General features: G+C 73.2%; 20 protein-coding genes. 8 read left to right on the forward strand and 12 right to left on the reverse strand.

What is annotated here, in order from left to right; translation table 11 throughout:
- Positions 1-18: 18 nt before the first annotated feature.
- Positions 19-837, forward strand: a complete 819-nt coding sequence (locus tag BLW82_RS39310) for an SDR family NAD(P)-dependent oxidoreductase (protein ID WP_093506761.1) — start codon at positions 19-21, stop codon at positions 835-837.
- Here the strand turns inward: BLW82_RS39310 and BLW82_RS39315 are convergent.
- Complete coding sequence (locus BLW82_RS39315; protein WP_177233212.1) at positions 761-1,393, reverse strand: hypothetical protein; 633 nt, start codon at positions 1,391-1,393, stop codon at positions 761-763. The two genes, BLW82_RS39310 and BLW82_RS39315, sit on opposite strands and share 77 nt — an antisense overlap.
- A 200-nt stretch (positions 1,394-1,593) precedes the next feature.
- On the opposite strand from BLW82_RS39315, the gene BLW82_RS39320 reads away from it, so the two are divergent.
- A complete protein-coding gene (locus tag BLW82_RS39320) occupies positions 1,594-2,289 on the forward strand; it encodes a L,D-transpeptidase family protein (protein ID WP_093506763.1) in 696 nt (231 codons plus the stop codon).
- 41 nt (positions 2,290-2,330) lie between these two features.
- Here BLW82_RS39320 and BLW82_RS39325 read toward each other — a convergent pair whose 3' ends face one another.
- Positions 2,331-3,530, reverse strand: coding sequence for a Gfo/Idh/MocA family protein (locus tag BLW82_RS39325; RefSeq protein WP_093506765.1), 1,200 nt, complete (start codon positions 3,528-3,530; stop codon positions 2,331-2,333).
- A gap of 141 nt (positions 3,531-3,671) precedes the next feature.
- Between BLW82_RS39325 and BLW82_RS39330 the strand changes: the two genes are divergently transcribed.
- Positions 3,672-4,817, forward strand: coding sequence for an ROK family transcriptional regulator (locus tag BLW82_RS39330; RefSeq protein ID WP_256216103.1), 1,146 nt, complete (start codon positions 3,672-3,674; stop codon positions 4,815-4,817).
- Positions 4,818-4,971: 154 nt separating this feature from the next.
- Positions 4,972-5,127, forward strand: coding sequence for a hypothetical protein (locus BLW82_RS44740; RefSeq protein ID WP_177232773.1), 156 nt, complete (start codon positions 4,972-4,974; stop codon positions 5,125-5,127).
- Positions 5,128-5,227: 100 nt separating this feature from the next.
- Here the strand turns inward: BLW82_RS44740 and BLW82_RS39340 are convergent, their stop codons facing one another.
- Positions 5,228-6,604: a S1 family peptidase gene (locus tag BLW82_RS39340; RefSeq protein WP_093506769.1), complete on the reverse strand. Its 1,377-nt coding sequence runs from the start codon at positions 6,602-6,604 to the stop codon at positions 5,228-5,230.
- A 190-nt stretch (positions 6,605-6,794) separates the two neighbouring features.
- On the opposite strand from BLW82_RS39340, the gene BLW82_RS39345 reads away from it, so the two are divergent.
- From BLW82_RS39345 to BLW82_RS39360, 3 genes are all read left to right on the forward strand, one after another.
- Positions 6,795-7,967 (forward strand): MalY/PatB family protein, encoded by a 1,173-nt coding sequence (locus BLW82_RS39345; protein WP_093506771.1) that lies wholly within the window; start codon positions 6,795-6,797, stop codon positions 7,965-7,967.
- Positions 7,968-8,016: 49 nt separating this feature from the next.
- Positions 8,017-8,772, forward strand: coding sequence for a type 1 glutamine amidotransferase domain-containing protein (locus BLW82_RS39350; RefSeq protein WP_093506773.1), 756 nt, complete (start codon positions 8,017-8,019; stop codon positions 8,770-8,772).
- Positions 8,773-9,064: 292 nt separating this feature from the next.
- Complete coding sequence (locus tag BLW82_RS39360) at positions 9,065-9,460, forward strand: PPOX class F420-dependent oxidoreductase (RefSeq protein ID WP_093506777.1); 396 nt, start codon at positions 9,065-9,067, stop codon at positions 9,458-9,460.
- Positions 9,461-9,493: 33 nt separating this feature from the next.
- Here BLW82_RS39360 and BLW82_RS39365 read toward each other — a convergent pair whose 3' ends face one another.
- From BLW82_RS39365 to BLW82_RS39380, 4 genes are all read right to left on the reverse strand, one after another.
- Positions 9,494-12,262 carry an alpha/beta hydrolase gene (locus BLW82_RS39365; RefSeq protein ID WP_093506779.1) on the reverse strand — a complete coding sequence of 923 codons (2,769 nt, stop codon included), beginning with the start codon at positions 12,260-12,262 and terminating at the stop codon, positions 9,494-9,496.
- 135 nt (positions 12,263-12,397) lie between these two features.
- Positions 12,398-12,784: a nuclear transport factor 2 family protein gene (locus tag BLW82_RS39370; RefSeq protein ID WP_093506781.1), complete on the reverse strand. Its 387-nt coding sequence runs from the start codon at positions 12,782-12,784 to the stop codon at positions 12,398-12,400.
- A gap of 52 nt (positions 12,785-12,836) precedes the next feature.
- A complete protein-coding gene (locus BLW82_RS39375; protein WP_093506783.1) occupies positions 12,837-13,256 on the reverse strand; it encodes a Zn-ribbon domain-containing OB-fold protein in 420 nt (139 codons plus the stop codon).
- Between the two features lie 176 nt (positions 13,257-13,432).
- On the reverse strand, positions 13,433-14,176 hold the full coding sequence (locus BLW82_RS39380) for a TetR family transcriptional regulator (RefSeq protein ID WP_093506785.1): 744 nt from the start codon (positions 14,174-14,176) through the stop codon (positions 13,433-13,435).
- 185 nt (positions 14,177-14,361) lie between these two features.
- Here BLW82_RS39380 and BLW82_RS39385 point away from each other — a divergent pair, with 185 nt between their 5' ends.
- A complete protein-coding gene (locus tag BLW82_RS39385; RefSeq protein WP_256216104.1) occupies positions 14,362-15,159 on the forward strand; it encodes a peptidoglycan-binding protein in 798 nt (265 codons plus the stop codon).
- Here BLW82_RS39385 and BLW82_RS39390 read toward each other — a convergent pair.
- The 5 genes from BLW82_RS39390 to BLW82_RS39410 form a co-directional block, all read right to left on the reverse strand.
- Positions 15,146-17,524, reverse strand: coding sequence for a SpoIIE family protein phosphatase (locus tag BLW82_RS39390; RefSeq protein WP_256216105.1), 2,379 nt, complete (start codon positions 17,522-17,524; stop codon positions 15,146-15,148). The two genes, BLW82_RS39385 and BLW82_RS39390, sit on opposite strands and share 14 nt — an antisense overlap.
- An 84-nt stretch (positions 17,525-17,608) precedes the next feature.
- The gene (locus BLW82_RS39395; RefSeq protein WP_093506788.1) at positions 17,609-17,992 is read right to left on the reverse strand and encodes a hypothetical protein; all 384 of its coding nucleotides are present in this window, start codon (positions 17,990-17,992) and stop codon (positions 17,609-17,611) included.
- Positions 17,993-18,400: 408 nt separating this feature from the next.
- Positions 18,401-19,324, reverse strand: coding sequence for a MurR/RpiR family transcriptional regulator (locus BLW82_RS39400; RefSeq protein ID WP_093506790.1), 924 nt, complete (start codon positions 19,322-19,324; stop codon positions 18,401-18,403).
- Between the two features lie 186 nt (positions 19,325-19,510).
- Positions 19,511-21,208: an ArnT family glycosyltransferase gene (locus BLW82_RS39405; protein WP_093506792.1), complete on the reverse strand. Its 1,698-nt coding sequence runs from the start codon at positions 21,206-21,208 to the stop codon at positions 19,511-19,513.
- 91 nt (positions 21,209-21,299) lie between these two features.
- Entirely contained in the window at positions 21,300-23,231 is a 1,932-nt protein-coding gene (locus BLW82_RS39410) for a phosphatase PAP2 family protein (protein ID WP_093506794.1), read from the reverse strand.
- Positions 23,232-23,314: the final 83 nt, after the last annotated feature.

The raw sequence follows: 23,314 nt of genomic DNA on the forward strand, positions 1-23,314 counted from the left end.
GGCCGTACGGTCGTCGTCATGACCGGACTGACTCGCTTTGCCGGATACGGAGTTCTCGTCACGGGCGCGGCCCGCGGCATCGGCGCGGCCGTGGCCCGCCGGCTGGCCGAGGAGGGCGCACGGGTGCTGGCGACCGACCGGGACCTGCCCGAGGCGGAGCGGGCGGCGGCCGCGCTGCGCGAACAGGGACTGGCGGTGGAGGCGTTCGCCTGTGACGTCGCCGACCGGGACTCGGTGGAGGCGGCCGTCGAGCGGGCCGCCGGCGTCTTCGGCTCGCTCGACGTCCTGGTGAACTGCGCCGCGCACTGCACCCCGGACCTGCCCCTCTTCGAGGACCAGCCGGACGACGCGTGGGCCCTCGACCTCGACATCACGCTCACCGGCGTCCACCGCTGCTGCCGCGCCGCCCTTCCGCATCTCGCCGCCTCGGGCCGGGGCGCGATCGTCAGCATCGGCTCCGTCAACGCCCGTGCCGACTTCGGCAACCACGCCTACAGCGCCGCCAAGGCCGGCCTCGGCTCGCTGACCCGCACCCTCGCCGGGCACGCGGCCGCGCGCGGGGTGCGGGTCAACCTGGTGGAGCCGGGCACCGTCCGCACCTCGGCCTGGGCGGGCCGGGACGACGAACTCGACGCCGTCCGTTCGCTGTACCCGCTGGGCCGGGTGGGCGAGCCCGAGGACGTCGCCGCGGCCGTCGCCTTCCTCGCCTCCCGCGACGCCGCCTGGATCACCGGCACCACCCTGAGCGTGGACGGCGGACTCACCGCCGTGCACGGCGGGTTCCACGCGGCGCTGCGGCCGCACCGGGAGGCCCGGCTCGGCTCAGAGCGCGGCTGAGGCGGCCGCGAGGGCTGCTGCCGGAGAGCACGTCGACCGGGCCGAGCGCGGCGGCGCCCGCCCGCCAGACGTCCACCCCGAGCCGCTCGCCGGGCCACTCCCGGGCGATCGCCAGACCGACCGTGTTCGACATCGTGGCCCCGGTCACGAAGGCCCCGCTGTGCGCGTCGCCCAGCCCGGACATCCCGGCCGGCCGGGCGACGGTCTCACGCTCCAGGGCGGTACCCCAGGAACCGGCGTCGCCGGCCGCGTTCTGGTCGTAGGCGGAGGTCAGCCAGTCGCCGGCGAGGGCGGCCGGGGTCACACCGCCGGTGACGAAACCGAGGCGGCGTGGCCCGGCCGAGGCCGACATTCCCGGCGCCCACCGCTCAGTGAACCGGGCCGGCGCGCCGGCACCGCCCTCGCCCCGCTCCGGCAGCGGCGCCCGCGCGGGCGCGGGCCCGAGCGCGGCCACCGGTCGCTTTGCCCATCCGGCCGCCGCACGGGCGGCTGCGTCGTGGGCGGTCCGGAGGAGTTCGGGAAGCCGGGCGAGATCGCCGGCGAGCGCCGGATGCATGCCCGGCACTAGGTCGGCCAGGATGCTGTGGCGCGGTCCACTTCCGGGTAAGTGGACCGGTGCTCACCCGGCCGGCCGCGGCGGCTAAGTTAACCGTTTCGTCACAGCCCGCCCCGGGCTACAACCAATGCCGCGCATCGGGCGGTCCAGTACGACGAGACCACAGCACAGGAAAAACCGGAAGAGGAGACAGACTTCATATGGGGGACATACGTAGACGAAGTGCCGTCGTGCTCGGTGTCACGGGCCTCGTGGCGCCGCTCACCCTCGCCCTCACCTCCGCTCCGGCGCAGGCGGCGAGCTGCACGACGCAGGCCGGGCCGTACCAGAAGCAGGTGGAGAAGTTCCTCGGGCGGCCGGTGGACGGCAAGCAGTCCGCCGCCGACTGCAAGGCGATCAAGGCCTTCCAGGACAAGCACGGCATCACGCCGGACATCGGCTACGCCGGCTCGGTCACCTGGGGCGTGATGGACCTGATGAACAAGCAGAAGGCCGTCGGCGACAAGCCGAACAAGGACGGCAAGTGTCCCACCAACAAGGGGCGCATCGCATGCGTCAACCTGACGCTCCAGCTCAGCTGGATCCAGGACGGGAACAAGCTCGTCTACGGCCCGGTCCCGGTCCGCACCGGCCGCAAGGGGTACGTCACCCGCACCGGCCTGAAGAAGATCTACTGGCGTGACATCGACCACGTCTCCTCGCTCTACAACGTGCCGATGCCCTACAGCCAGTTCTTCGACGGCGGGCAGGCCTTCCACTCGGTGGGTCTGAGCATGTGGAACCCGCCGGGTTCGCACGGCTGCGTCAACATGACCACCACGACGGCCAAGAAGTACTGGTCGCTGCTGAAGAACGGCGACGACGTCTACGTCTACGGCCGCAAGCCGGGCACCTGACGGCACCCGGCCCGCCGCCGGCTCCGGCCGGCGGCCGCGGCTCAGCTCTCCGGGGCGTCCCCGAAGTCCGGGATCTCCAGCCTGGCCCCGCCCTGCCGCGCGGACTCGTGCGCGACGATGCCCGGCAGGGTGTAGCGGGCCGCGACCCACGCGTTGACCGTCGGGAGGCCGCGGGTGTTGACGGCGGTCACGAAGTCGTCCACCAGGAAGTGGTGGCTGCCCTCGTGCCCGTTGTGCAGCGTGTCGAACTCCCGCGGCAGCCGCGCCCGGTCGTGCACCGGCGCCGACCCGGAGGTGAAGGCGGCCCGCAGCTCCGGCGCGATGTGCTGGAGGGACGGGTCGTCGGGGGACATGGTCGGCTTGGGCTCCAGCAGTTCGCTGATGTCCTGCACGCCCTTCTTGTCCTGCCACAGCGCCACCGTCGCCAGCTGCTCCATGCTCGCCTCGGTGCCGAAGAACCGGAAGCGGGACTCACGGATGTGGGACGGGTAGCCCACCCGCCGGAACTCGTTGGTGCGGAAGGAACCGCCGCCCGCCACCTCGAACAGCGCGGTCGCGTTGGACACGTCGTTGCCGAACTGGCTGACCTCCTTGTCGAAGACGCCGTCGCCCCGGTCGTCCACGACGCCGATCGCCGACACGCTCACCGCGTGCGTCTGCCAGGCGCCGAGCACCCCGCCGACCGCGTGCGTCGGGTAGAGCAGCGGGGGATAGCTGGCGGTCGCCTTCCAGTTCTCGCCGCCGCTGTAGCGGTAGGCGTCGTAGAAGCCGAGGTCCATGTCGTGGACGTAGTCGCCCTCGGCGTAGAAGAGCCGTCCGAAGGCGCCCTCGGCGATCTGGTTGCGGGCGTGCACGGTGGCCGGGTTGTACTGGCTGGTCTCGCCCATCATGTACGTCAGACCGGTCGCCTTGACCGCGTCGATGATCGCGGCGATCTCCTCGGTCGTGATCGCCATCGGGACCGCGGAGTACACGTGCTTGCCCGCGTTCAGGCCCTGGAGGACCAGCGGGCCGTGCGTCCAGCGCTGCGTGAAGATCGCGACCGCGTCGACGCCCGACTCCAGCATGGCCTCGTACGACGGGAAGGTGCCCGCCAGACCCTGGGCGGCGGCGAGCTTCTCCGCCCGCTCGGGCAGCAGGTCGGTGACGTACACGTCGCCGACGCCGGGATGGGCCTGGAAGAGCGTGGCGAACTGTCCGGAGAACTGTCCGGCGCCGACGATGCCGAGTGAGAAAGTCATGGGGGTTACTTTCGTCGCGGAAGAATCTTGGCGTCAAGGGGCGGAAGGAAGTCAGAAAGGTGCGGGCAGGGCGCTTATGCGGCGCACACGGCGCACAGTAGGGTGGCGTGGTTGCTTCAGTCTCGGAAGAAAAGGAATGCCGTGACCGACTGGCTGCCGCTGAGCTCCGCGGAGCGCTCCGTGGCGATCGAGGTGCTCGTCAACGGACCCCTGTCGCGTACCGAGCTGGCCCGTCGGCTGAACCTCTCCCAGGGCAGCCTCACCCGCCTCACCAAGCCGCTCATCGAGTCCGGCCTGCTCGTCGAGGCCCCCTGGACGGGCGCCCCGGAGACCCGTCAGGGCCGGCCCTCGCAGCCGCTCGCCGTGGTCGCCGAGTCCCGGTCCTTCCTCGGCTTCAAGATCACCGACGAGATGGTCTACGCCGTCGTCACCAGCCTCAGGAGCGACATCGTCGCCCGTCTCGACCGGCCGCTCACCGGTCACGACCCGAAGTACGTCGCCGACCTGCTGGCCGACATGACCGCGGAGCTCGCCGGCCGCCACCCCGCGATCGCGGGCATCGGCATCGGCGTCGGCGGGTTCGTGCGCGAGAACGCCGTGGTAGGCGAATCGCCCTATCTGTCCTGGCGTGACGTCCCGCTGGCCGGGCTGGTCCGGGAGCGCACCGGGCTGCCGGTCGTCGTGGAGAACGACGTGGCCGCCCTGGTCGAGGCCGAGACCTGGTTCGGCGCCGGCCGCGGACTCGACCGCTTCGTCGTCCTGACCATCGGCGCCGGCATCGGCTACGGCCTGGTGCTCGGCGGCAGGCGGGTCCCCTGCGCCGAGGAGGACCGCGGTTTTGGACGGCACTGGATCATCGACCCCCTGGGCCCGCTCACCCCGCAGGGCGAGCGCGGCAGCGCCGCGTCGCTGCTCACCATCCCCAGCATCCGCTACCAGGTCCGGGCCGCCACCGGCCGCGACGCGTCGTACGAGGAGATCCTCGCCGGCGCCGCCGCGGGCGAGCCGATGGCCGCGCGGGTGGTCGGCGAGGCCGGCCGGGCGCTGGGCACCCTGCTCGCGCAGATCGCCAACTTCGTCATGCCGCAGAAGATCCTGCTGGCCGGGGAGGGGGTCGGCCTGATGGACGTGGCCGGCGACACGGTGCGGGAGACGGTCCGCACCCACCGGCATCCGCTCGCGGCCCCGATCGGCCTGGAGACCAAGGTCTCCGACTTCCACGACTGGGCGCGGGGCGCGGCCGTCCTGGCGATCCAGGTCCTGGTTCTCGGCCGGGCCGGCGGCTGAACTGCCGTTTCCGCAGGTGCGGGCGGTGCCGGGACGGCATCGAACTCCCACCGGCGCCCGACCTGTTGACGTGATGAGTAACACGGTCCGATATGTCCGTATCGGTCGTACTTACTCACGGCGCCTTCACGTCGAGCGGCATATGCTTCACACCATGTCCACCACTGTTGAAACCGTCTCCGAGCGATCGGCCGACGAGGTCAACGAGGAGATCCGGGCCCTGTGGCTCCGGTCGGGCGGGACACTGAGCACCGAGCAGCGCGAGGAGTACCGGCGGCTCGTCCTCGAATGGGCGGCGGCGACCCCGTAGCAGCCGGGCCAGACGGCCTGACCGGCCCGTCCCGGGCACCTGCCACGGCGGGTGCCCCTTCTCGCAAGACCTCGCGCGGCAGACCTCGCGCCGCCCCCCGTCAGCCCCAAGTGGCCGAGTAGTAGCGCTGGTACGCCTTGCGGTCCTGTTCCGCGCGGATGAAGCGCGTACCCACCAGCGCGATCAGACTGCCGCCGATCACCAGCAGGCCCGGTCCGATGTTGCGGGTGTCCGTGAGCCGGGTGATGAGGCTGGTGTCGTCCCCGGTGACCGGCGCCGACGACCCCGGTGAAGCCGCGCTCGGCGCGATGGCGCTGTGGTTGGCCGACGCGGACGGCGCGGGCGTGGCGGCCTGCCCCCCGGCGGCCTGCTTCGTCACGATCAGCTGTACGTTCAGCGCGGCCATCGCACGCGTCACCGGCTGGAAGAACGTCACCCCGCCCGTGGTGCAGTCACCGCTGCCGCCCGACGTCATCCCCAGCGCGATGCCGTTGGAGAACAACGGGCCCCCGCTGTCGCCCGGTTCGGCGCACACATTGGTCTGGATGAGCCCGGTGACCGTGCCCTCCGGGTAGTTGACGGTCGCGTTGAGCGCGGTCACCGTGCCGTCGTGCAGCCCGCTGGTGGAGCCGCTGCGGAACACCTTCTCGCCGACCGCCGGATCGGCCGCCCCCGTAATCCGCACGCCCTGGCCGTTGCCGATGGCGACCACGTCGGCGTTGTCACCGGCCTTCCCGTTGGCGTACTGGATCAGCGAGAAGTCGTTGCCCGGGAACTGCGTGTCGATCGTCGTGCCGACCTGCTGGCCGTTGCCCTGGCCCTCGTCGAACCAGATGGTGTTGGCGGGACCGCAGTGACCGGCGGTGAGGATGAAGTCGGTGCTCCCGTTGGTGACGTTGAACCCGGCCGAGCAGCGGCCGCCCGTCGACAGGATGGGCTGCGCCCCGTTCAGCCGGGTGGTGAACCTGCCCTCGGAGCGCTGCATCCGCACGAAGCTCCCGATGCCCGAGGCGACCCGGCTCAGGTCCGACCAGTCGGATGAGGAGACCGTGCTGTCGGCCTCCACCATCACCCGGTTGGTCTTGTAGTCCACCACCCACGCGGTGCCGGCCACCCGGGGCGCCGCCTTCAGCGTGGCGGTGGCCGCCTTGAGCTCGTTCATGCTGTGCGACACCATCTTGGGCTCGGCGCCCGCCTGCCGCACCGTCGCGGCGGCACCGGCGTCGGTCACCGCGACCACCGGCCTGCCGTCGGCACCGATCCAACTGCCCGCCGTACGGGCGGTACCGAGCTTCGCCACCAGCGCGGCACCGGTGTTGCCGGCCTCGGTCGCGGAGCCCGCGCTGAACGGGACGGCGGACGTGCCGGGCGTCTCGCTCGCCATGGCCGTGGTGACCATCGCGCCCCCCAGAAGGAGTCCGCCGACCGCCGCCAGCTGTGTCCCCCGCCGGACGACCCGTCGTCGTGCGTGCCTCATCCATGGCTCCCGAAACCCCGAACGCGCGGTGCCTGCACCGCGGGGCCCTCCGGTCGTCGAGCGCCCTGCTCTCCATACGCGGGTGGCCCCCAGGGCGTTCACAGCGGCGGTGATCTTTACGATCCCGTGGCAGTGCGGCACGGCCGTACGCCTCGTTCCCGGGCCTGCCCCGGCCGCCTATCTTGAGGCCATGACCAGCATCCCGCAGGAGAATCCGGGCGAGCCGAACCCGCTGCGCGCCCTCACCCTCGACCGGCTGCGATGTCGTACCAGCATGAAATGGCGCACCTATCCCGAGGACGTGCTCCCGGTGTGGGTGGCCGAGATGGACGTGCCGCTCGCCCCGGCCGTCGTCCGCGCGGTCACGGCCGCCATGGAACTCGGCGACACCGGCTACCCGGCGGGCACCGGCTACGCCGAGGCGCTCGCCGCGTTCGCCGCGAAACGCTGGGGCTGGGACGGGCTGGACACGGCCCGCACCGCGATCGTCCCCGACGTGATGCTCGGCGTGGTCGAGATGCTGAAGCTGGTCACCGGGCCCGGTGACCCGGTGGTCGTCAACTCCCCGGTGTACCCGCCCTTCTACCAGTTCGTCGGGAACATGGGCCGGCGGGTGGTGGAGGCCCCGCTCGGCGCCGACGGGCGCATCGACCTCGACGTCCTGGAGGACGCCTTCCGCGGCCTCGGCGGAGGCCGGGCCGGCTATCTGCTGTGCAGCCCGCACAACCCGACCGGCACCGTCCACACCGCCGACGAGCTCACCGCCGTCACCGCCCTCGCGGAGCGGTACGGCGTCCGGGTCGTCGCCGACGAGATCCACGCCCCGCTCACCGCGCCGGGCGTCGGCTTCGTGCCGTACCTGAGCGTGCCGGGCGCCGAACACGGGCTCTCCCTGATGTCCGCGTCCAAGGCCTGGAACCTCGCCGGCCTCAAGGCCGCGCTCGCCCTGGCCGGACCCGGAGCCGCCGCCGACCTCGCCCGGCTGCCGGAGGAGGTCAGCCACGGCCCGAGCCACGTCGGCGTCATCGCCCACACGGCCGCGCTGACCGACGGCACCGCCTGGCTGGAGGCCCTGCTCGCGGGCCTCGACGAGAACCGGCGCCTGCTGGCCGGCCTGCTCGACCGCCACCTGCCCGGGATCCGGTACCGGCCCGCCGAGGCGACCTACCTCGCCTGGCTCGACTGCCGCGATCTCGGCCTCGGCGACGATCCGGCCGAGGTCTTCCTGGAGCGGGGCCGGGTCGCCGTCAACTCCGGCCTCCCCTTCGGGACCGGCGGCGCCGGGCACGTGCGGCTCAACCTGGCCACCTCACCCGAGGTGATCACGGAGGCGGTACGGCGGATGGCGGCGGCGCTCGCGTGAGGTGTGACGCCCACCTCAGGCGTGACCGCGCGGCTGACATGATGGCCGCATGCGTGTGCTGATGCCGCTTCCCGACCGGGACTTCGACGTGACCGAGGTGGCCGTGCCCTGGCGGGAGCTGACCCGGGCCGGCCACGAGGTCGTCTTCGCCACCGAACGCCCCGGCACCCGGCCGGCGGCCGACCCCCGGCTGCTCACCGGCGTCCTGTTCGGGCAGCTCGGCGCCGAGGACGAACCCAAGCGGTTCTACGAACAGCTCACCGCAGCACCGGAGTTCACGGACACGGTCGGCTGGTCCGGCCTCGATGTCACCGGTTTCGACGGACTGCTGCTGCCCGGCGGCCACGCGCCCGGCATGCGCCAGTACCTCGGTTCGCCCGAACTGCGCGACCAGGTGGGGAGGTTCTGGGCGCTCGGCCGCCCGGTCGGCGCGATCTGCCACGGCGTCCTCGTCCTCGCCCGCACCGGGGACCCGGCCACCGGGCGCAGCGTCCTGTCCGGCCGCCGTACCACCTGCCTGCCCAAGTACATGGAACGCACCGCGTACCTGACCACCGCGTGGCGCCTGGGGCGCTACTACCGGACCTATCCCGCCTACGTCGAGGACGAGGTGCGGGCCGCCCTCGCCGACCCGGCCGCCCAGTTCGAGCACGGCCCCCGCGAGCTCACCCGGCGCGGCACCGCGACCGACGACACGCACGCCTTCGTCGTCCAGGACGGCACCTATCTGTCGGCCCGGTGGCCCGGTGACGCGTATCTGTTCGCGCGGCGGTACCTCGACCTGCTCGACCGAGCGCTCCGCTGAAGGCGCCGCGACCTGCCGTCCGTCGACCGCGGGGCCGTCGTGGCCGGCCGCGCGGGTCCTCCCCCAGCCTTCGGCCGGGGGCACCTCCCAGCGCCCTTCGGGCCGCGGACTCGCCTAGTGCCGCAACAGGCAACGTTCGCCCTGTCACGACGCCCGGCACGCACTCTCGCCGCACCGGCCGAAAGCCCAAGTACATCCAGTACGAGGACTTCCGGCCGGCACGCCGAGAGCACGCACCGGACGCCGCTCCTTGACGGGCAAACGTTGCCTGCCGCAGCACTAGACTCCGGGCATGGACGACACCTCCGGTACGGCCCTGGACCGGCTCGGCAGCGGTAAGTACCTGCTGGTCACCAGCTACCGCAAGGACGGCACCCCCGTCCCGACCCCGGTGTGGGTCGTGCGGGACGGGGACGCCCTCGGCGTCTGGACGACCGCCGACTCCTTCAAGGTCAAGCGCATCCGCCGCCGCGCCGACGTCACGGTCGGCCCCTGCGATGTGCGCGGCAACCCGACCGGCGACCCCGTACCGGCCACCGCCGAGATCACCGACGCGGTCACCACCGCCCGCTACCGCGGCCTCATCGCCCGCAAGTACGGCTTCTCCGGCCGTCTCGTCCTCCTCGGCAGCAGGCTGCGCCGGGGCGTCGACGGCACGCTCGGCATCCGGGTGACCCTGGCGCCCTGAGAAGGCCGAGGCCTCCTCAGGGCGCGCGGAGCGCTACGAGGCGTCCAGCACCGTGCCGGTGAGCGTCGGCCCGCCGGGCAGCGGGTCCCCGCCGTCGTCCGTCTGCCGGAAGATCACCGACTCGGCCAGTTCCGCGACCTGGTCCCGCACGGTCGGCACGGTCACGTCGAGGTTCGTCTGTCCCGCGGGCACGTCCAGCCACAGGTACAGGCCGGCCACCTGGGACAGCGGCCGCTCCGGGTCGGGATCCGCGCCGGAGGCGTCGGCCAGCCAGCCGGGGTCGACGTCCTTGGTGGACAGTTCCGTGCCGCCGCTGCCGACCGGCACCGGCACGAACAGCGCGCCGATGTCCGTGTCCGCGGCCTCCGACAGCGAGATCCGCCACTTCAGGGCCGAGCCCTCGGTCACCCGGTCCGCGAGCGGAGCCACGGTGACGGTGGGTGCCGGATCGTCGTTGCGTACGGTCACCCCGCCCCGGTAGGAGCCGACGACCGCCTCGTGGACGGCCTTGACCAGCACGTCGTACGGCACGTCGGCGCCGTAGCGGGTGTTGCCCCGCACCTCGACCGGCACGTCGATGCCGTGACCGCCGGGGCCCACGGTGACCAGGCGGTCCTTCGCGGTACCGGTCGCCGGGTCGACGACGTACACCCGGACCTGGCCGCTGCCCCGCCCGGACACCCGCACCGGGACGTGGTAGGTGCGCACGCCCGAGTCGCCCTCGTCGACGGTGAGCCGGCCGACGTCGACGCGCGGAACTGCGGCCGCGCGGACCGCCGGGGTGCCCGGCCGCCAGCCCCAGGCGTCCATCAGCCAGGCCCGTCCGGATCCCGAACGCGGCGTCAGGTCGAGGGACGTGACGGACCGCAGGTCGAGGCCGGCCCGGCGGGCGGCGGTGAGCGGCACCCGCAGTTCACGCGCCCAGTAGGAGGCGGTGCGTTCGCTGCCCGGCAGGCCGTCGGCGCGGACCCGGCCCAGCGTGGCCCGCCGGCCACGGCTGTCGGATACGGACACGTCGAGGGCAGTGCCCCGGGAGTTCGGCGGCACGAAGACCCGCAGCGCGAGCGCGTCGGCACCGAAGAGCGAGACCGGCCGCGCCACCCGGACACGGGCCGGGGACCCGGCGGACGTCCAGTGCAGCGCGATCGCGTGCCGGCCCGCCTCCCGTCCCGTCTCCCACTGCGCGAAGTGCGGCGAGACACCCGTGGCGCCCTCGCCCAGGCAGGCCACCGCCGGGTCGGGATCGACCGCCGAACACAGCCGGCCACCGGTCACCGTCACCTTGCCGTCCGGCAGGAACCCGGCACCGCGGTTCGCGCCGACCGCGTGCGCGAGCACCCGCGCCGGGTCCGCCGACGGCGCCCGCCGTCCCGAACCGTCCAGCAGCGGACGGATCTTGTCGTCGCCCGCGACGAACAGCCGGGCCGCCGCCGCGATGTACGTCGAGCCCGCCCGGTGCTGCTGGTCGGCGGTCAGCCGGGTCGCGGCCCGCGGGGAGCAGACCGGGTCCGGGTGGTCCGGGTCGTCGGAGAAGTCGTCCTCCGCGGGGGCCTGCGCCTGTCCAGGCGTCCACTCGGTGTTGAAGAAGTTGTGGTCGGCGCCGGTCACGTACACCGCGCTGTGCAGGGCCTTGCCCGTGCTGACCGCGCGGGTGCCGTCGACGTACACCTCGCCCTGGAGGTCGGAGACGTCCCCGTCGCAGCCGGGCAGGACCGTGAGCGACGGCACGTCCGGCACCGGGTTCTGGCCGAAGACGGTCGGGCCGATCAGGACGGTCCCGCTGACGTGCCAGCGCACTCTGCCGTGGTAGCCGTCCTGGCCGGCCGGCGGCGGGTACAGGCTGTCCAGCGCCGCCCGGTTGACGCCCTCGCCGCCCCGCGAGTGGCCGATCAGCAGCACCCGGGAGAGGTCGGCGCGGGGCGCCTCGCGCACGACCGGGGGTGCGTGGCGCGGGTCGCGCGCCCAGTCGGCCCAGTGCGCGAGGTGCAGCCGGATCAGGGAGGAACGGGCCTGCGCACCGCCGTCCTCGGCCTGCCAGTCCTGGCCGTTGATCCCGTTGGCCGAGATCGACACCGTCACATAGCCCTGGGAGGCCAGCAGTCGCTGGTCACGCAGATAGCCCCGGTGGCTCGGTACCGGGAGCGTCCCGGCCGGGCACGGCCAGGCGCCGGAGGCGTCTTCGGAGCCGCCGTGCGGGGCGTAGCAGGTGGCATGGCGGCCGTGCAGGAACAGGGCGAGCGGGCGGGCCCCGGAGATCCCGGTGGGCGCGACCACCACGGCCTGCATCTCGACCGGGACGGAGAACCCGGGCAGCCGCACCGACGCGAGTCGGTACGAGCCCGTCCTCGTGCGGTACGGGCCGGGCCTGCCCGGGTCCACCGGATTCGCGGGCAGCTGCGCCGGGGGCCGGACCGCCGCCGAGGGCCCGGACACGGCAGCGCCCGGTCGGCTGTCCAGCCGGCGTCCGCCGGACCAGACCTGAAGGTTCTTCAGCGCTCCCGTGCGCGCCCCGTCCAGGCCGAGCCGGAAGGTGTGCCCGTCCCGTTCCGGTTTCGGCACCCCCAACAGCCGCCCGTCCGCACGGAATTCGACCCGCGCGTCCCCCATCGGCACCCGTCTGCCGGACCGCCACACCAACTGGGGCGCCTGCCGTCCCCGGTCGATGTGCCAGCCCGGCGGCAGCTTGCCGTCGGACACGGCTGCGGCCGGGGCCTGTTGAGCGTGCGCCGTGGTACCGGACACTCCTCCCGCGAGCGCGAGCACCGCCGCCGCGGTGACCCATATGCGCCGGGTACGGACCAATGTTCCTCCTCCTCGGAACGCGAGTGCGGGCCGCCCCGGCGGTTCCGGGGAGCCCCTCGCGTCCCGGAGGACGGGGAGCCGAGTCTGTGGGTTGCCTGTGTGGCGGGAGTGGCTGGATCAAGTGCCGGGAAACCGTCACTCGACGCCGGGCGGTACGACCGTGGCGTGGTGGTAGTACATCCGCCAGCCGCTCCGCTCGTCGCGTCGGCGCCACAGTGAGCTGTGCCGGGAACGGCGGTCGCCGAGGCGGGCCTCGAAAGTCACCAGGACCAGCCCGGGAGCGAGGACGACGCCGGTCATGCCGGACGGCTCGTAGCGGGGGCCGGCCGCCGACGCGCCCGCCTTGTCAGGCAGTTCGGCGATCAGCTGCTCGTAGCCGTACCTGCGGCCGGACGCGCCCACCTCCACGAACTCCGGGTCCAGCAGCTCTGCCGCCAGCTCCCGGGAGGCGCGCACCTCGGGATCCATGAGCCGCAGCTCGCCTGCGATCGCGGCCTCGACCTGGGCTGATTCATCGTTCATTGGCACATCCTCGCCCGGCGCCCCGGTCGCCGGGCAACCGCGTTCGCGACCGTCAGCTCCAGGCCCGGTACGGCTCGTCCAGCAGCTGGAAGACCGGCTCGCCCCGCACCGGGTCCTTGGCCGTCGAGAGCCGCACGCGGTCACCGCTGTGGATGCCGATCGGCGGGCCCATGACCCGGCCCCGGACCACGAACCCCTCGGCCATCTCGATCAGGGAGACGTTGCGCGCGGCGGGCGTGTTGCGGTGCACCACCGTCGAGTGGCGGACCGTGCCGGTGCCTTCGCTGCGCTCGGTCCGCAGTTCGCTGCCCTGGCACACGGGACACAGCAGCCGGTGGTACATCGCGGTGCCGCACCAGGTGCAGCGCTGGTAGACGATGGCGTCCTTGGCGCGGTCCGCGGGCGCGGGGTCGAGCACGCCCGTCGCGAATCCGACCGCCGACTGCGCGGCGCTCGTCGAGTGGTGGTACACGCTGGTCAACTCCCTGCGCTCGCCCGGAATCCCACGTGCCCGGACCCGGCCGGGCACGCCTGTGCCCGGTCGGCCGTGCCACCGTGCACGTCGACAGAGTATGGCACTCAGTGCCAACCGTAAAGGCACTGCGTACCCCTAATGTGGCGTACCCCTGCGCCGAGGTCCTCCGGGTCTCAGGCGCGGCCGAACGCGGTCTCGATCTCCTGGACCACCCGCCACAGCGGGGCGTCCCGCCGGGAGACGAGGACGACCACGTCGTCCGGGTGTTCCGCCGGGCCGCCGAACAGCGCGGCCGGCGCCGTGGCCGCCGCGGGACCGGCGGCCGGGGTGCCGAACGCGGCCTGCACGTACCCGAGGGCGTGGCCGACCGTCTCGTCCGCGTCGATCCGGCCGTCCGAACGCAGCCAGGAGCGGAGCGCGTTGTTGTGCGCCGCGACGACGGCCGCCGCCACGACATCCGCCCGCAGCGTTCCGTCGGGGCGGCCGGCGTACCGGCCGCGCAGGTACTCGGCGAGCGCGCGCTCGTAGCGCCACACCACCGACAGCTCGTACGCGCGCAGCCCCGGGACCTGTTTGGTGAGGCGGTAGCGCTGCACCGAGAAGGTCGGGTTCTCCGCGTACATCCGCAGCACCAGCCGCGCCGCGTCGCAGACCCGCCATACCGGCTCGCACTCCGGGTCGCCGGCCGCGAGGAAGGCGGTCATGTCGGCCAGGCATCCCTCGTGGTCGGGGAAGACCACGTCCTCCTTGGAGGGGAAGTAGCGGAAGAAGGACCGGCGCCCGACTCCCGCGAGGGAGACGATGTCGTCCACGGTCGTCTGCTCGTACCCGCGCTCCAGGAAGAGCCGGAAGGCCGCCGCGACCAGGGCGTCCCGCATGGGCGGCTTGGCGGGCGGTGCCACGCTGCTGGAGCTCATGGACGCGAACGTAGCATTCCGCCGACCCGCATGGCACTCAGTGCACCAGGTCAGGGGACTGAGTGCTCCGCCGCCGGACCGAGGCCCGCACGCGAGCCCGGGCTGAACCGGTGGGGCGCTCCTCCCGTATGTGTTCTCGGGGATCGCGGACTCCCCGTGCGCACGGGGAGTGGAAGGAGAGCAGTGTGTCGACACCGCCTGACCCTGAACAGCCGCACCGCGGGCCGGTCCTGGAACCGGTCCGGGTCCTGCGCCCCCGACGGCTCGACACCCTCGCGGAGCTGATGCGGGAGTTCCACGCGGACGCGGAGGCGGCCGAGCGGACGCGGGCGACGAGAGACGCGAGAGACGCGAAGGAAGGAAAGGCGGCGGGGAACGGCGGCCCCGCGGACTTCGAGGCCTTCGAACCGGCAGCCGGTTCCGGCACCGGCGCCGGGTCCTTCGGCTCCGGCACGGAGGACGAGACACAAGAACTGCCGCCCGTCACCGACGGCCCGCGCACCGCGCCAGGCAGCGGCGGATACGGCCACGGCGCCGACCCGTCCCGTGCCTTCGGCTTCGGGCCGGGACTGCGTCGGGCCGCCGTCGTGGTGGCCGTCGGCGCGGCCGCCCTGGTCGGCTTCGGCTGTGCGTTGCTGCTGCCCGGCCGGGAGGGCACAGCCGAGGCCGCGCAGCCGTCCGGGTCGGCCAGCACGGCACCGGTCTCCACCCCGCCGGCGTCGGACACCTCCACCGACCCCGACGGCGCCGGCACCCTCCGCCAGGGCGACACCGGCCCCGGGGTCGTCGAGCTGGAGCAACGCCTGCTGCGCATCCCGGACGTCTACCGCGACGGTTCCACCGGCGGCACCTACGACGCCGCCCTGACCGCCGCCGTGGAGCGGTTCCAGGTCTGGTACGGCATCAGCGGCGACGAACGCGGTGTCTACGGCGACGACACCCGCCGCGCCCTGGAGTCCCGCACCGGCCTCAGCGGTGGCTGACCGCCCGGGGCGGCGGCTGCTCCTCGCCCTCCACCGGCACCCGGATGTCCAGCACGCACACGTCGTCGCGCCGTTCGCCCGTCAGCATCGCGGCGAGGAGGTCGTCCAGGGAGGCGGGTCCGGCGGCGAGCGCGGCCGCCGCCAGACGGTCCAGGCCCGCGTCGATGTCCTCGCCCAGCCGCTCGACCAGCCCGTCGGTGTACAGCAGCAGCCGGTCGCCGGGCTCCAGCTGGAACTCGGCCGACTCGTAGACCGGATTCGCCGACGCACCGAGCAGCATGCCGGCCGGACGGTCGAGGCGGTAGGCCCGGCCCCCGCGCACGAGGAGCGGCGGCGGGTGACCCGCCTGGGCCCAGGCGAGACGCCGCTCGGCGGGGTCGTAGCGGGCCAGGACGAGTGTCGCGGTGGACTGGGCGTCGCGCGAGTGCAGGAGCAGGAAGTTGAGCCGGGCCAGCGCACCGGTCAGCGAGGAGCCGGTACTCACCATGCCCTTGGCGGTGAAGCGCAGCTGGGCCATCGTGGCGACGGCGTCGACACCGTGGCCCGCGACGTCGCCGACCACGAACAGCGCGGCCTCGTCGGGCAGTTCGATGGCGCTGAACCAGTCCCCGCCGACGTGCACCCCCGTCTGTGCGGGCAGGTAGGCGACCTCGACGTGCAGCCCGTGCAGCTGCACCGGGTTGCTGGGCAGCGGCAGCAGCGCGTGCTGGAGCCGGGCGGCGAGCGCACGCTCGGCGTCCAGGACGCCGCGCTGCACGAGGATCGCGCGTTCGCTGTCCACCAGCGCGAGCTCGGCGCTGCGCTGCGCGGTGAGGTCCTGCACGAAGCCGTGCACCTCGACGACCGTCCCGTCCGTGCCGCTCACCGCTTCCGCGACCGCCCTCAGATGCCGTACCGCGTTCCCGGTCCTGATCCGGAACGGCACGTCGAACGACCGGCCGGTACGGGCGAGTTCGGTGACGGCCCGGGCCAGCGCGTGGGCGTCCTCGGGAAGTACCAGGTCCGGCAGCAGGTCCAGCGGCACCGCGCCGCGTCCCGGGTCGCGGCCCAGGATGGTGTACACCTGGGACGACCAGTTGACCTGGCGGGTGACCAGGTTCCAGTTCGCCCAGCCGAGGTTGCCCAGCCGCTGCAGCTCCGCCAGCCGCTGCTCCTGCCGCTCCTCGGTGTCGTGCCGCAGCCAGGTCACCAGCAGCCCGTCGCCGAGCCGCGCCGCGCGCACCGAGTAGGTGGCCGTCACGGTCACCCCCGCGACGATCTCCTCGTAGACGAACGGCTCGCCCTCGTACGGCTCGCCTCCGGCGAGCACCTTCAGGTAGGCCTGCCAGAGCGACTCGCCGGCGACGGAGGGATAGCTCTCCAGGACGTGCGAGCCGATCAGCTCCCGGCCGGTGCGGCCCAGGATGTCGACGGCCCCCGGAGTGGCAGCCTCGATGCGGTAGTCCTCCACCTCCCCGGCGGCGGTGCGCAGCGGGACCAGCAGGACCGTGGCTCCCGGCAGGGCGTCGAGGACCGGCTGCACCGCCGTGGCGAGGTCCGAGGTCACCGGCGCCGCGGGGACGCCGAGGTGGCCGGCGACGAGCCGGGCGACCGACTGCAGCAGCTCACGGTCCGCCTGTCCGAAGGCGGCCTCGGGGCGACGCAGTACCCCGAGGACCGTGTCCGCCGTGACCGGTACCCAGGCCCGGGACCGCCAGTGCCCGGGCGGCTCGTCGATGAGCTGGTACACCTGCCGGTCCTCGGCGAAGTGCTCCAGCCAGAGCGGCTCGCCCGCCGTCAGCACCTCCAGGGGGGCGATACCCCGCAGCGGCGGCACCTTGTGCCACCGGGTGGCGAGCGTGGCGTCGAGGCCCGCGTGCCCGGCGAGTTCGAGCCCGCCGCTGGGCAGCCGCCGGTAGAGCAGCACCGCGTCGGCGTCGATCCGGGGTGCCAGGTGCTCGTGGAGCACCTCGGCCAGTTCCTGCCGGGAGCCGACGTGCAGCAGGGCCCTGCCGAGGCGGCTGAGGACCTCGGCGGTCCCGGTCGGGGCGGGCGCCCCGGGAGACGGGTTGGGGGCGAGCGGTTCGGGGGCGGGGGCCGTGGCGGCGGGCGGGGTGGGCATCAGGGCGCCGAGGGTGAGCCAGCACTCCTCCAGCAGCGTGCGGTTCCCGGCCTCGGCCCGTTGCGCCAGCGCCTCGTGCGCGGCGTCGGGGGAGCAGCCCGCGGTGGCCATCAGAGCACCCTTGGCACGCTCCACCACCGCGGAAGTGGCGGCCGACTCCCGCAGCCGGTCCAGCTCGGCGCGCTGCCTGGACACGATCCTGGCCAGGGCCGCCGGCTCGGCGACGGCACCGGAGTCCACGGCAGGCACGTACTCGCTCGTCACGGATCGAGCATGGCACAGGACGGGGCTCTCGATCACGCCTGTACCCGAGCTGTGCAGGACATGGGCATCCGTGGACGGATGTGGTCAGCGTCCGGTGCTGTGCCCGACGAGCGCCTCGGTGACCACGCGGACGCTGCGGGCGATGTGCTGCAGCTGCATGACCTCCGCCGCGTACAGCTTGATGGTGTGCTCGATGACCGACTCCGGCAGGCCCAGCAGGGGCAGCTCGGCCCGTGCGGTCTGCAGCGCCGTGCGCGCCACCCGGACCTCCTGCTGGACCTGGATCTGCGCGTGCCGGGCGAGCAGCACGGGGTGCCGGATCAGTGCCGGATAGCTGGCGTAGCGGGCCGGGACCAGCTCGCGCAGCCATTTCGCGGCGGAGCGCTCCCAGTCGTAACTGCCCGGTGCCTTCACCTGGCAGGGCCAGTCTGGGCTGATGCGCGCGGTCGTCGTCAGAGTCATGATCATCGCTTCCGGGTGTGCGGCGTCGTGAGGGTGCTCGACGGAGGTCTTGGCGGCTCCGGCCTAGGGGATGGCCGAAGCCGCCGCGGGCGGATCGCGCAGGCGATGCCCGTTCGAACATCCCCGGCGCCGACGCGGGTAGGAGACGGCGGCTGGGGGTGTCCGCGCGAGGCCCCGGACGCCGGCCGCCGGCACTGCGGGTGGTGCTGCGTGCGCATGGGCGGTCCGTCGGCTTTCTCGGGGCGGGTGCGAGCGGTGCGTCCTCGGGTGCGGAACATGCCCGGAGTGGGCCGGGTGGGTGATCCGTGAGCAGTATTTATATATGCCGTCCGGTTTGCAAGACGCATGAAAACATTCATGCGGGAAATGAGGTGAATACTCCCCTTACGAGGTCCCGCGGGGATCGGATCCGGGTCAGTCCTTGAGGAAGAACTGGTGTTCCTCGGCGACCTGCTCGTACTCCTCAAGCCGGGCCTGGGTGCGCTCGGGATCGGCATCGGTCATGGCCTGGAGCAGGGCGGCGGCCATCAGACCGGGCGCCGCGTAGGTGTCGAAGACCAGGCGGGACCCGATGCCGGTGCTGAAGGTGACGTCGGCCTCGTCGGCGAGCGCGCCGAGCGCCAGATCGGTCACCAGCGCCACCCGCAGCCCCGCCGTGCGCGCCACCCGGATCGCGGTCAGCGTCTCCTGCGCGTGCCGCGGCATGCCGAACGCCAGCACCCAGGTGCCGCCCGCCTCGCGGGACTGCAGCAGCGCGTCGTACGCCACGCTGCCGCCCCGGGTCACCAGCCGGACATCGGGGTGGATACGGCGGGCGGCGTAGGCGAAGTACTCAGCCAGCGAGACGGAGATGCGCAGGCCCAGCACGGTCAGCGGCGACGACTGGGACAGCTCGCGGCCGATCCAGATCACCCGGTCCGGGTCGGCGAAGTCCCGGCGCAGGTTCTCCAGGTTCTCGATCTCGGCGTCCACGGCGGCCTGCAGCTCGTTGCTGCGCTGCTCGGTGGCGGCCCCGGTGCCGCCGGCCAGGGTGCGCAGCGCGATCGACTGGAGCCGCTCGCGCAGCGCAGGGTACCCGCTGAAGCCGACCGCGCCCGCGAACCGGGTCACCGACGGCTGGCTGACCCCGACCCGCTCGGCCAGGTCGGTGATCGACAGGAAGGCCGCCTCGGTGATGTGGTCGATCAGGTACTGGGCGATGCGGCGCTGGCCGGGGGAGAGGCGGGGACCGTCGAAGAGTTCGCGGAGCTGGGAGGTGGGCGCGGCCTCCGCCTCCGGCACGGTTTTGCCCGAGGTGATCGCGGATGCCTGTGCACGTGCCTGCTGCGGCGATGGCACCGAAGCGCCTCCTTTGTCTCCCACGAGGACTCAACATAGCTCACGGACCGTGGTGACCAGGGGTTGTGCGGTACGCCGGACCGTCCCGGCGCCGGACGCCCGGGATGCGGAAACAGCACCGGGATTCCGGCGCTCACCGGCGACGGATGCGGTGGGCCTCGTCGGTGGATCGGATGGATCGTACGGTCATCGCCGATAGATGGTGATCGAATGACCGACATCATCGACCGGACGGCTGGTGTCGATCAATTCGGCCAGCCTGCCCCGGGCCTTGGCGGCCGACGAGTCCGAGACGACCAGCAGGCCGTGCACCTGCCCGGGCGGCACCTTGCGGGGGTCGGCGGCATGGATCCCGTAGTACGCCGGGACGCCACTGCCCTTGTAGACCAGCCAGATCCGCTCGCCCGGGTAGCGCTCCGCGAGCCGGTCGGCGAGCCTGCCCAGGTCCTGCCCCCAGTCCACGTTGGAGTCGTGCAGCCACAGATGCGTCTTCGCCGGACCCCCGAACGTTTCGTTGGCGTACGGCAGATAGAACGGGAACGTCCGCAGCGAACTCACGGCGACGAACAGCACCAGCGCCCCGCCCACCGGCCGTGCCCAGCGCCGGCGCACCGTCAGGGCCGCGGCCCCGGCCACCGCGAGGAACATCGGCATGAAGACCGCGTACCGCGTCCCGAAATCCCGCGACCCGGTCATCGCCGAGGCCAGCAGCACGGCCGGCGGCACCAGCACGTAGGGCGCGGCCCGTCGCAGCCGCCGCACCGCCACCAGCGCGACGGCACCCGCCGCCCACAGCGCCAGCATGCCGAGCGGGGTCTTCACGAGCAGGGCGGCCGGCAGGTAGTACCAGCGGGAGCCGGTGTAGAGGTGCCCGAACAGATAGCCCTGCCAGGGGTAGTCCTCCAGCGCGAACTGCATCCGCATGCCGTCCCGGTAGGACGCCGGGAAGGGCAGCAGGCCGGTCAGCAGGCCCCGCAGGCCGTGCACCGCGGGCACCGGCTCGGCGGACAGCGCACGCAGCCGGGGATCGACCGCCAGGTAGGAGAGCCACACGACGACGACCGCCGTCACCGTCACCACGACCGCGGCCGCGACGGCGCGCAGCGCACGGCCCGGGCGCGCCCCCCACACCGAGACCACCGCCAGCGCCACGAGCACCGGAATCGCGGGCAGCGCGCTCATCTTCGTCGCCACCGAGGCCCCCAGCGCGGCCCCCGCCAGGGGCAGGTACAGCCGGGGCCGGCGGCGGGCCCGCCACACCAGCCACGCCGACGTCAGCACGAACCCGGCCGACGGCACGTCCAGGGTGGCCAGCGAGCCGTGCGCGATGACGTCCGGCGAGAAGCAGTACAGGGCGAGCGCCGACAAGCCGGCCGCCGTACCGAGGACCTCGCGGGCGAAGGCGAACGCCACCAGGCCGAACAGCAGCGTCAGCACGATCACCGGCAGCCGCGCCCACAGCATCACCCGCCAGGGGTCGTTGCCGGACGCGTACAGCAGATGCCGGCCCACCTGCCCCTGGTCGCCGCGGTACGACGGGTCGTAGTGCGGGTCGGCGACCGCGATCCCGGCCATGATCACGAGCTTGCCGAGCGGCGGGTGCTCGGTGTTGTAGCGCAGCCGGTGCTCGTGGAGGTAGTCGGTGGCCGTGGCCACGTAGACCGGCTCGTCGACGGTGGGCGTCTGCTGGACCGCGGTGGTCACCATGGCCGCCGCCATCTGGGCCAGCAGCAGCACCGCGAGGACCGGCACCAGCCACCGGCGACGGGTGCGCAGGGCGGCGGTCAGCCGGGCCGCGGGGGCGGGCCGGGGAAGGGGACCGGGGCCGGCGGGGAGGCCGGGGACACCGGGTTCGAGGACCGACTGCTGTTCGCTTGCCATCATCCGCCCCGCGGGGACACCTGGCCCGCGGTGACGGGAGCGATCACGAGCAGTCATGGGCCCTACTGTCGCATCGCTCCCGCCACCGGGCGCGTCACCGCTTCACGAGTCGTACCGACAGACCGTCTGCCGTGTACACGGGTACGGCTCGCAGCGTGGCGGAGTTCAGCTCCACCTTGTCGAACTGGCCGCGCAGCCGCGGCGCGTCGACGACCGGCAGGGTGCTGCCCACGGCCGGCGGGTGTTCGGTGTCGAGGGTGAGGGACAGGGTGGCGCCCTCGCCGAGGACGGCCAGGTGCTTCACCGTCAGCGGCGCCTTGCCCCCCTTGGCCAGGGTGATGGCGAGGGTGCCCGCGTCCTGCGTGTACGTGCCGCGCACGAACAGCTCCGAGACGACCCGCAGGGTGCCCGCCGAGACCCGGACGTCACCGCGGCCCAGTGCCTTCTCGGACGCGGCGACCAGGGTGCCGGCGGCCAGCACGGTGCCGCCCCGGTAGTCGTTGTCGCCGGTCAGGGTCAGCGTGCCGGTGCCGTTCTTGGTCAGACCGCCGTGGCCGTCGATGTCGTTGCGCCAGGTGTCCGCCGCCGCGAAGCCGCCGGCCGCCGCGTCCAGGGCGACCGTGACGTCCGCGTCGAAGGCGCCGTAACCGTCCGCGGCGGCGAACAGGTTGAGGCGGCCCCACTGCTCCGGGCCGTCCAGCAGCACGTACCCGGAGGGCAGGCCGGTCGTGCGCAGTACCTCGCGGCGCTGGTCGGCCGTGAGGTACGGCTGCCGCGTCTCCAGCAGCACCTCCGCGCCCTTGGGCACGTCGAACGGCAGCTCGCGGCCCTCCCGGTCCAGGATGTACGTCAGCCGGGGGATGGTCGCGCGCTCGTTGGCCGCGCGGTCGGCGTACGGGTCGGCCGCGGTGCCGGCCGAGTGGGCGTAGGCGTACAGGGTGTCGGCGGTGGAGCCGGTCTGCGCCGCGAAGTAGGCGAGGGCCTGGGCGCGGGCGGCCGCCTTGAGGTCGGCGTTGGCCGGGTCGGCGAGGGTGGCGGCGGCGAGCGCGGTGGCCATGATGCGGCCGCCGATCACGTCGACCGTGTTGTGCATACCCGCGACGATCCGGGTGTCGCTCAGCTCCAGGGCGCGGGTGACCAGCTCCTGGAAGCGCTCCGGCACGGCGTACGCGTAGGCCAGGCCCGCCAGGTGGAAGGCGTTGGTGTGGCCGGAGGGGAAGCCTCCGTCGTCGGTGGGGGAGGTGCTGCGCTGGCGCAGCAGCTGCGGGGCGACGGCCACCTCGGAGTCGTAGACCGGGAAGCCGTACGCGTCCGTCGTCCCGGTGTCGACGACCTGGCTGTCCTCGTTCATCCGCCACGGACGGGGGTACTGGTAGGCGTACTTGGACGGGTTGCCGGACGCGTAGGTGCCGCGCAGGGTGTCGACCAGGGTGGCCACCTTGCCCAGCGCCGAGTCGTGTGAGCCCGCGCCGAGCGCCGCGCCCGCCGGGGCGCCGGCCGGGACGGCGTCGCTGACCGTGGTGGCGGGCGTGCCGTCGGGGGCGCTGGTGATCGAGGTGACCGCGAGGGCACCGGCCCGGTAGAGGCCGGCGAGCGGGCCGAGGCCGGCGATCATGGCGTAACTCTGGTGCTGGCGGTCGTAGATGAACGCCTTCTTCGCGTCGGCGGCGCTGCGCTTCCGGGTGATCTTCGCGCAGTAGCGCATGTTGTCGCGCAGGATGTCGGCGCGCAGCACGGTGCCGGTGTTCCAGGCGGCACCGGTCTTCCAGACCCGCGCGAAGCCGCCGAGGATGCGGACCACCGCGTTGGTGTCGGCGGTCACGTTGGTGCTGATGTTCGTCTTGTAGTCGTCGACGAACGCCAGGGGCGTGGCGGCCTTGGCGTCGGCGGCCGCGAGCCAGCCGACGAAGGTCGGGGCCGCCAGCACACCGGCCGACGCGCCGAGCGAGGTCTTCAGGAATCCCCGTCGGCCGACGGCGGGTCCACGGGTCGGGGCGGCGGAGTGTTGCCCGGCAGGTGACGGCATGGGTGTGCCTCTCTCGAATGCTGGGGGAGTTCACGCGGACGGCCGGTGCTCCGGGTGCGCGCGAGCGTGTGGGTTCGCGAGGG

The sequence above is a fragment of the Streptomyces sp. Ag109_O5-10 genome, from assembly GCF_900105755.1.
Lineage (GTDB): Bacteria > Actinomycetota > Actinomycetes > Streptomycetales > Streptomycetaceae > Streptomyces.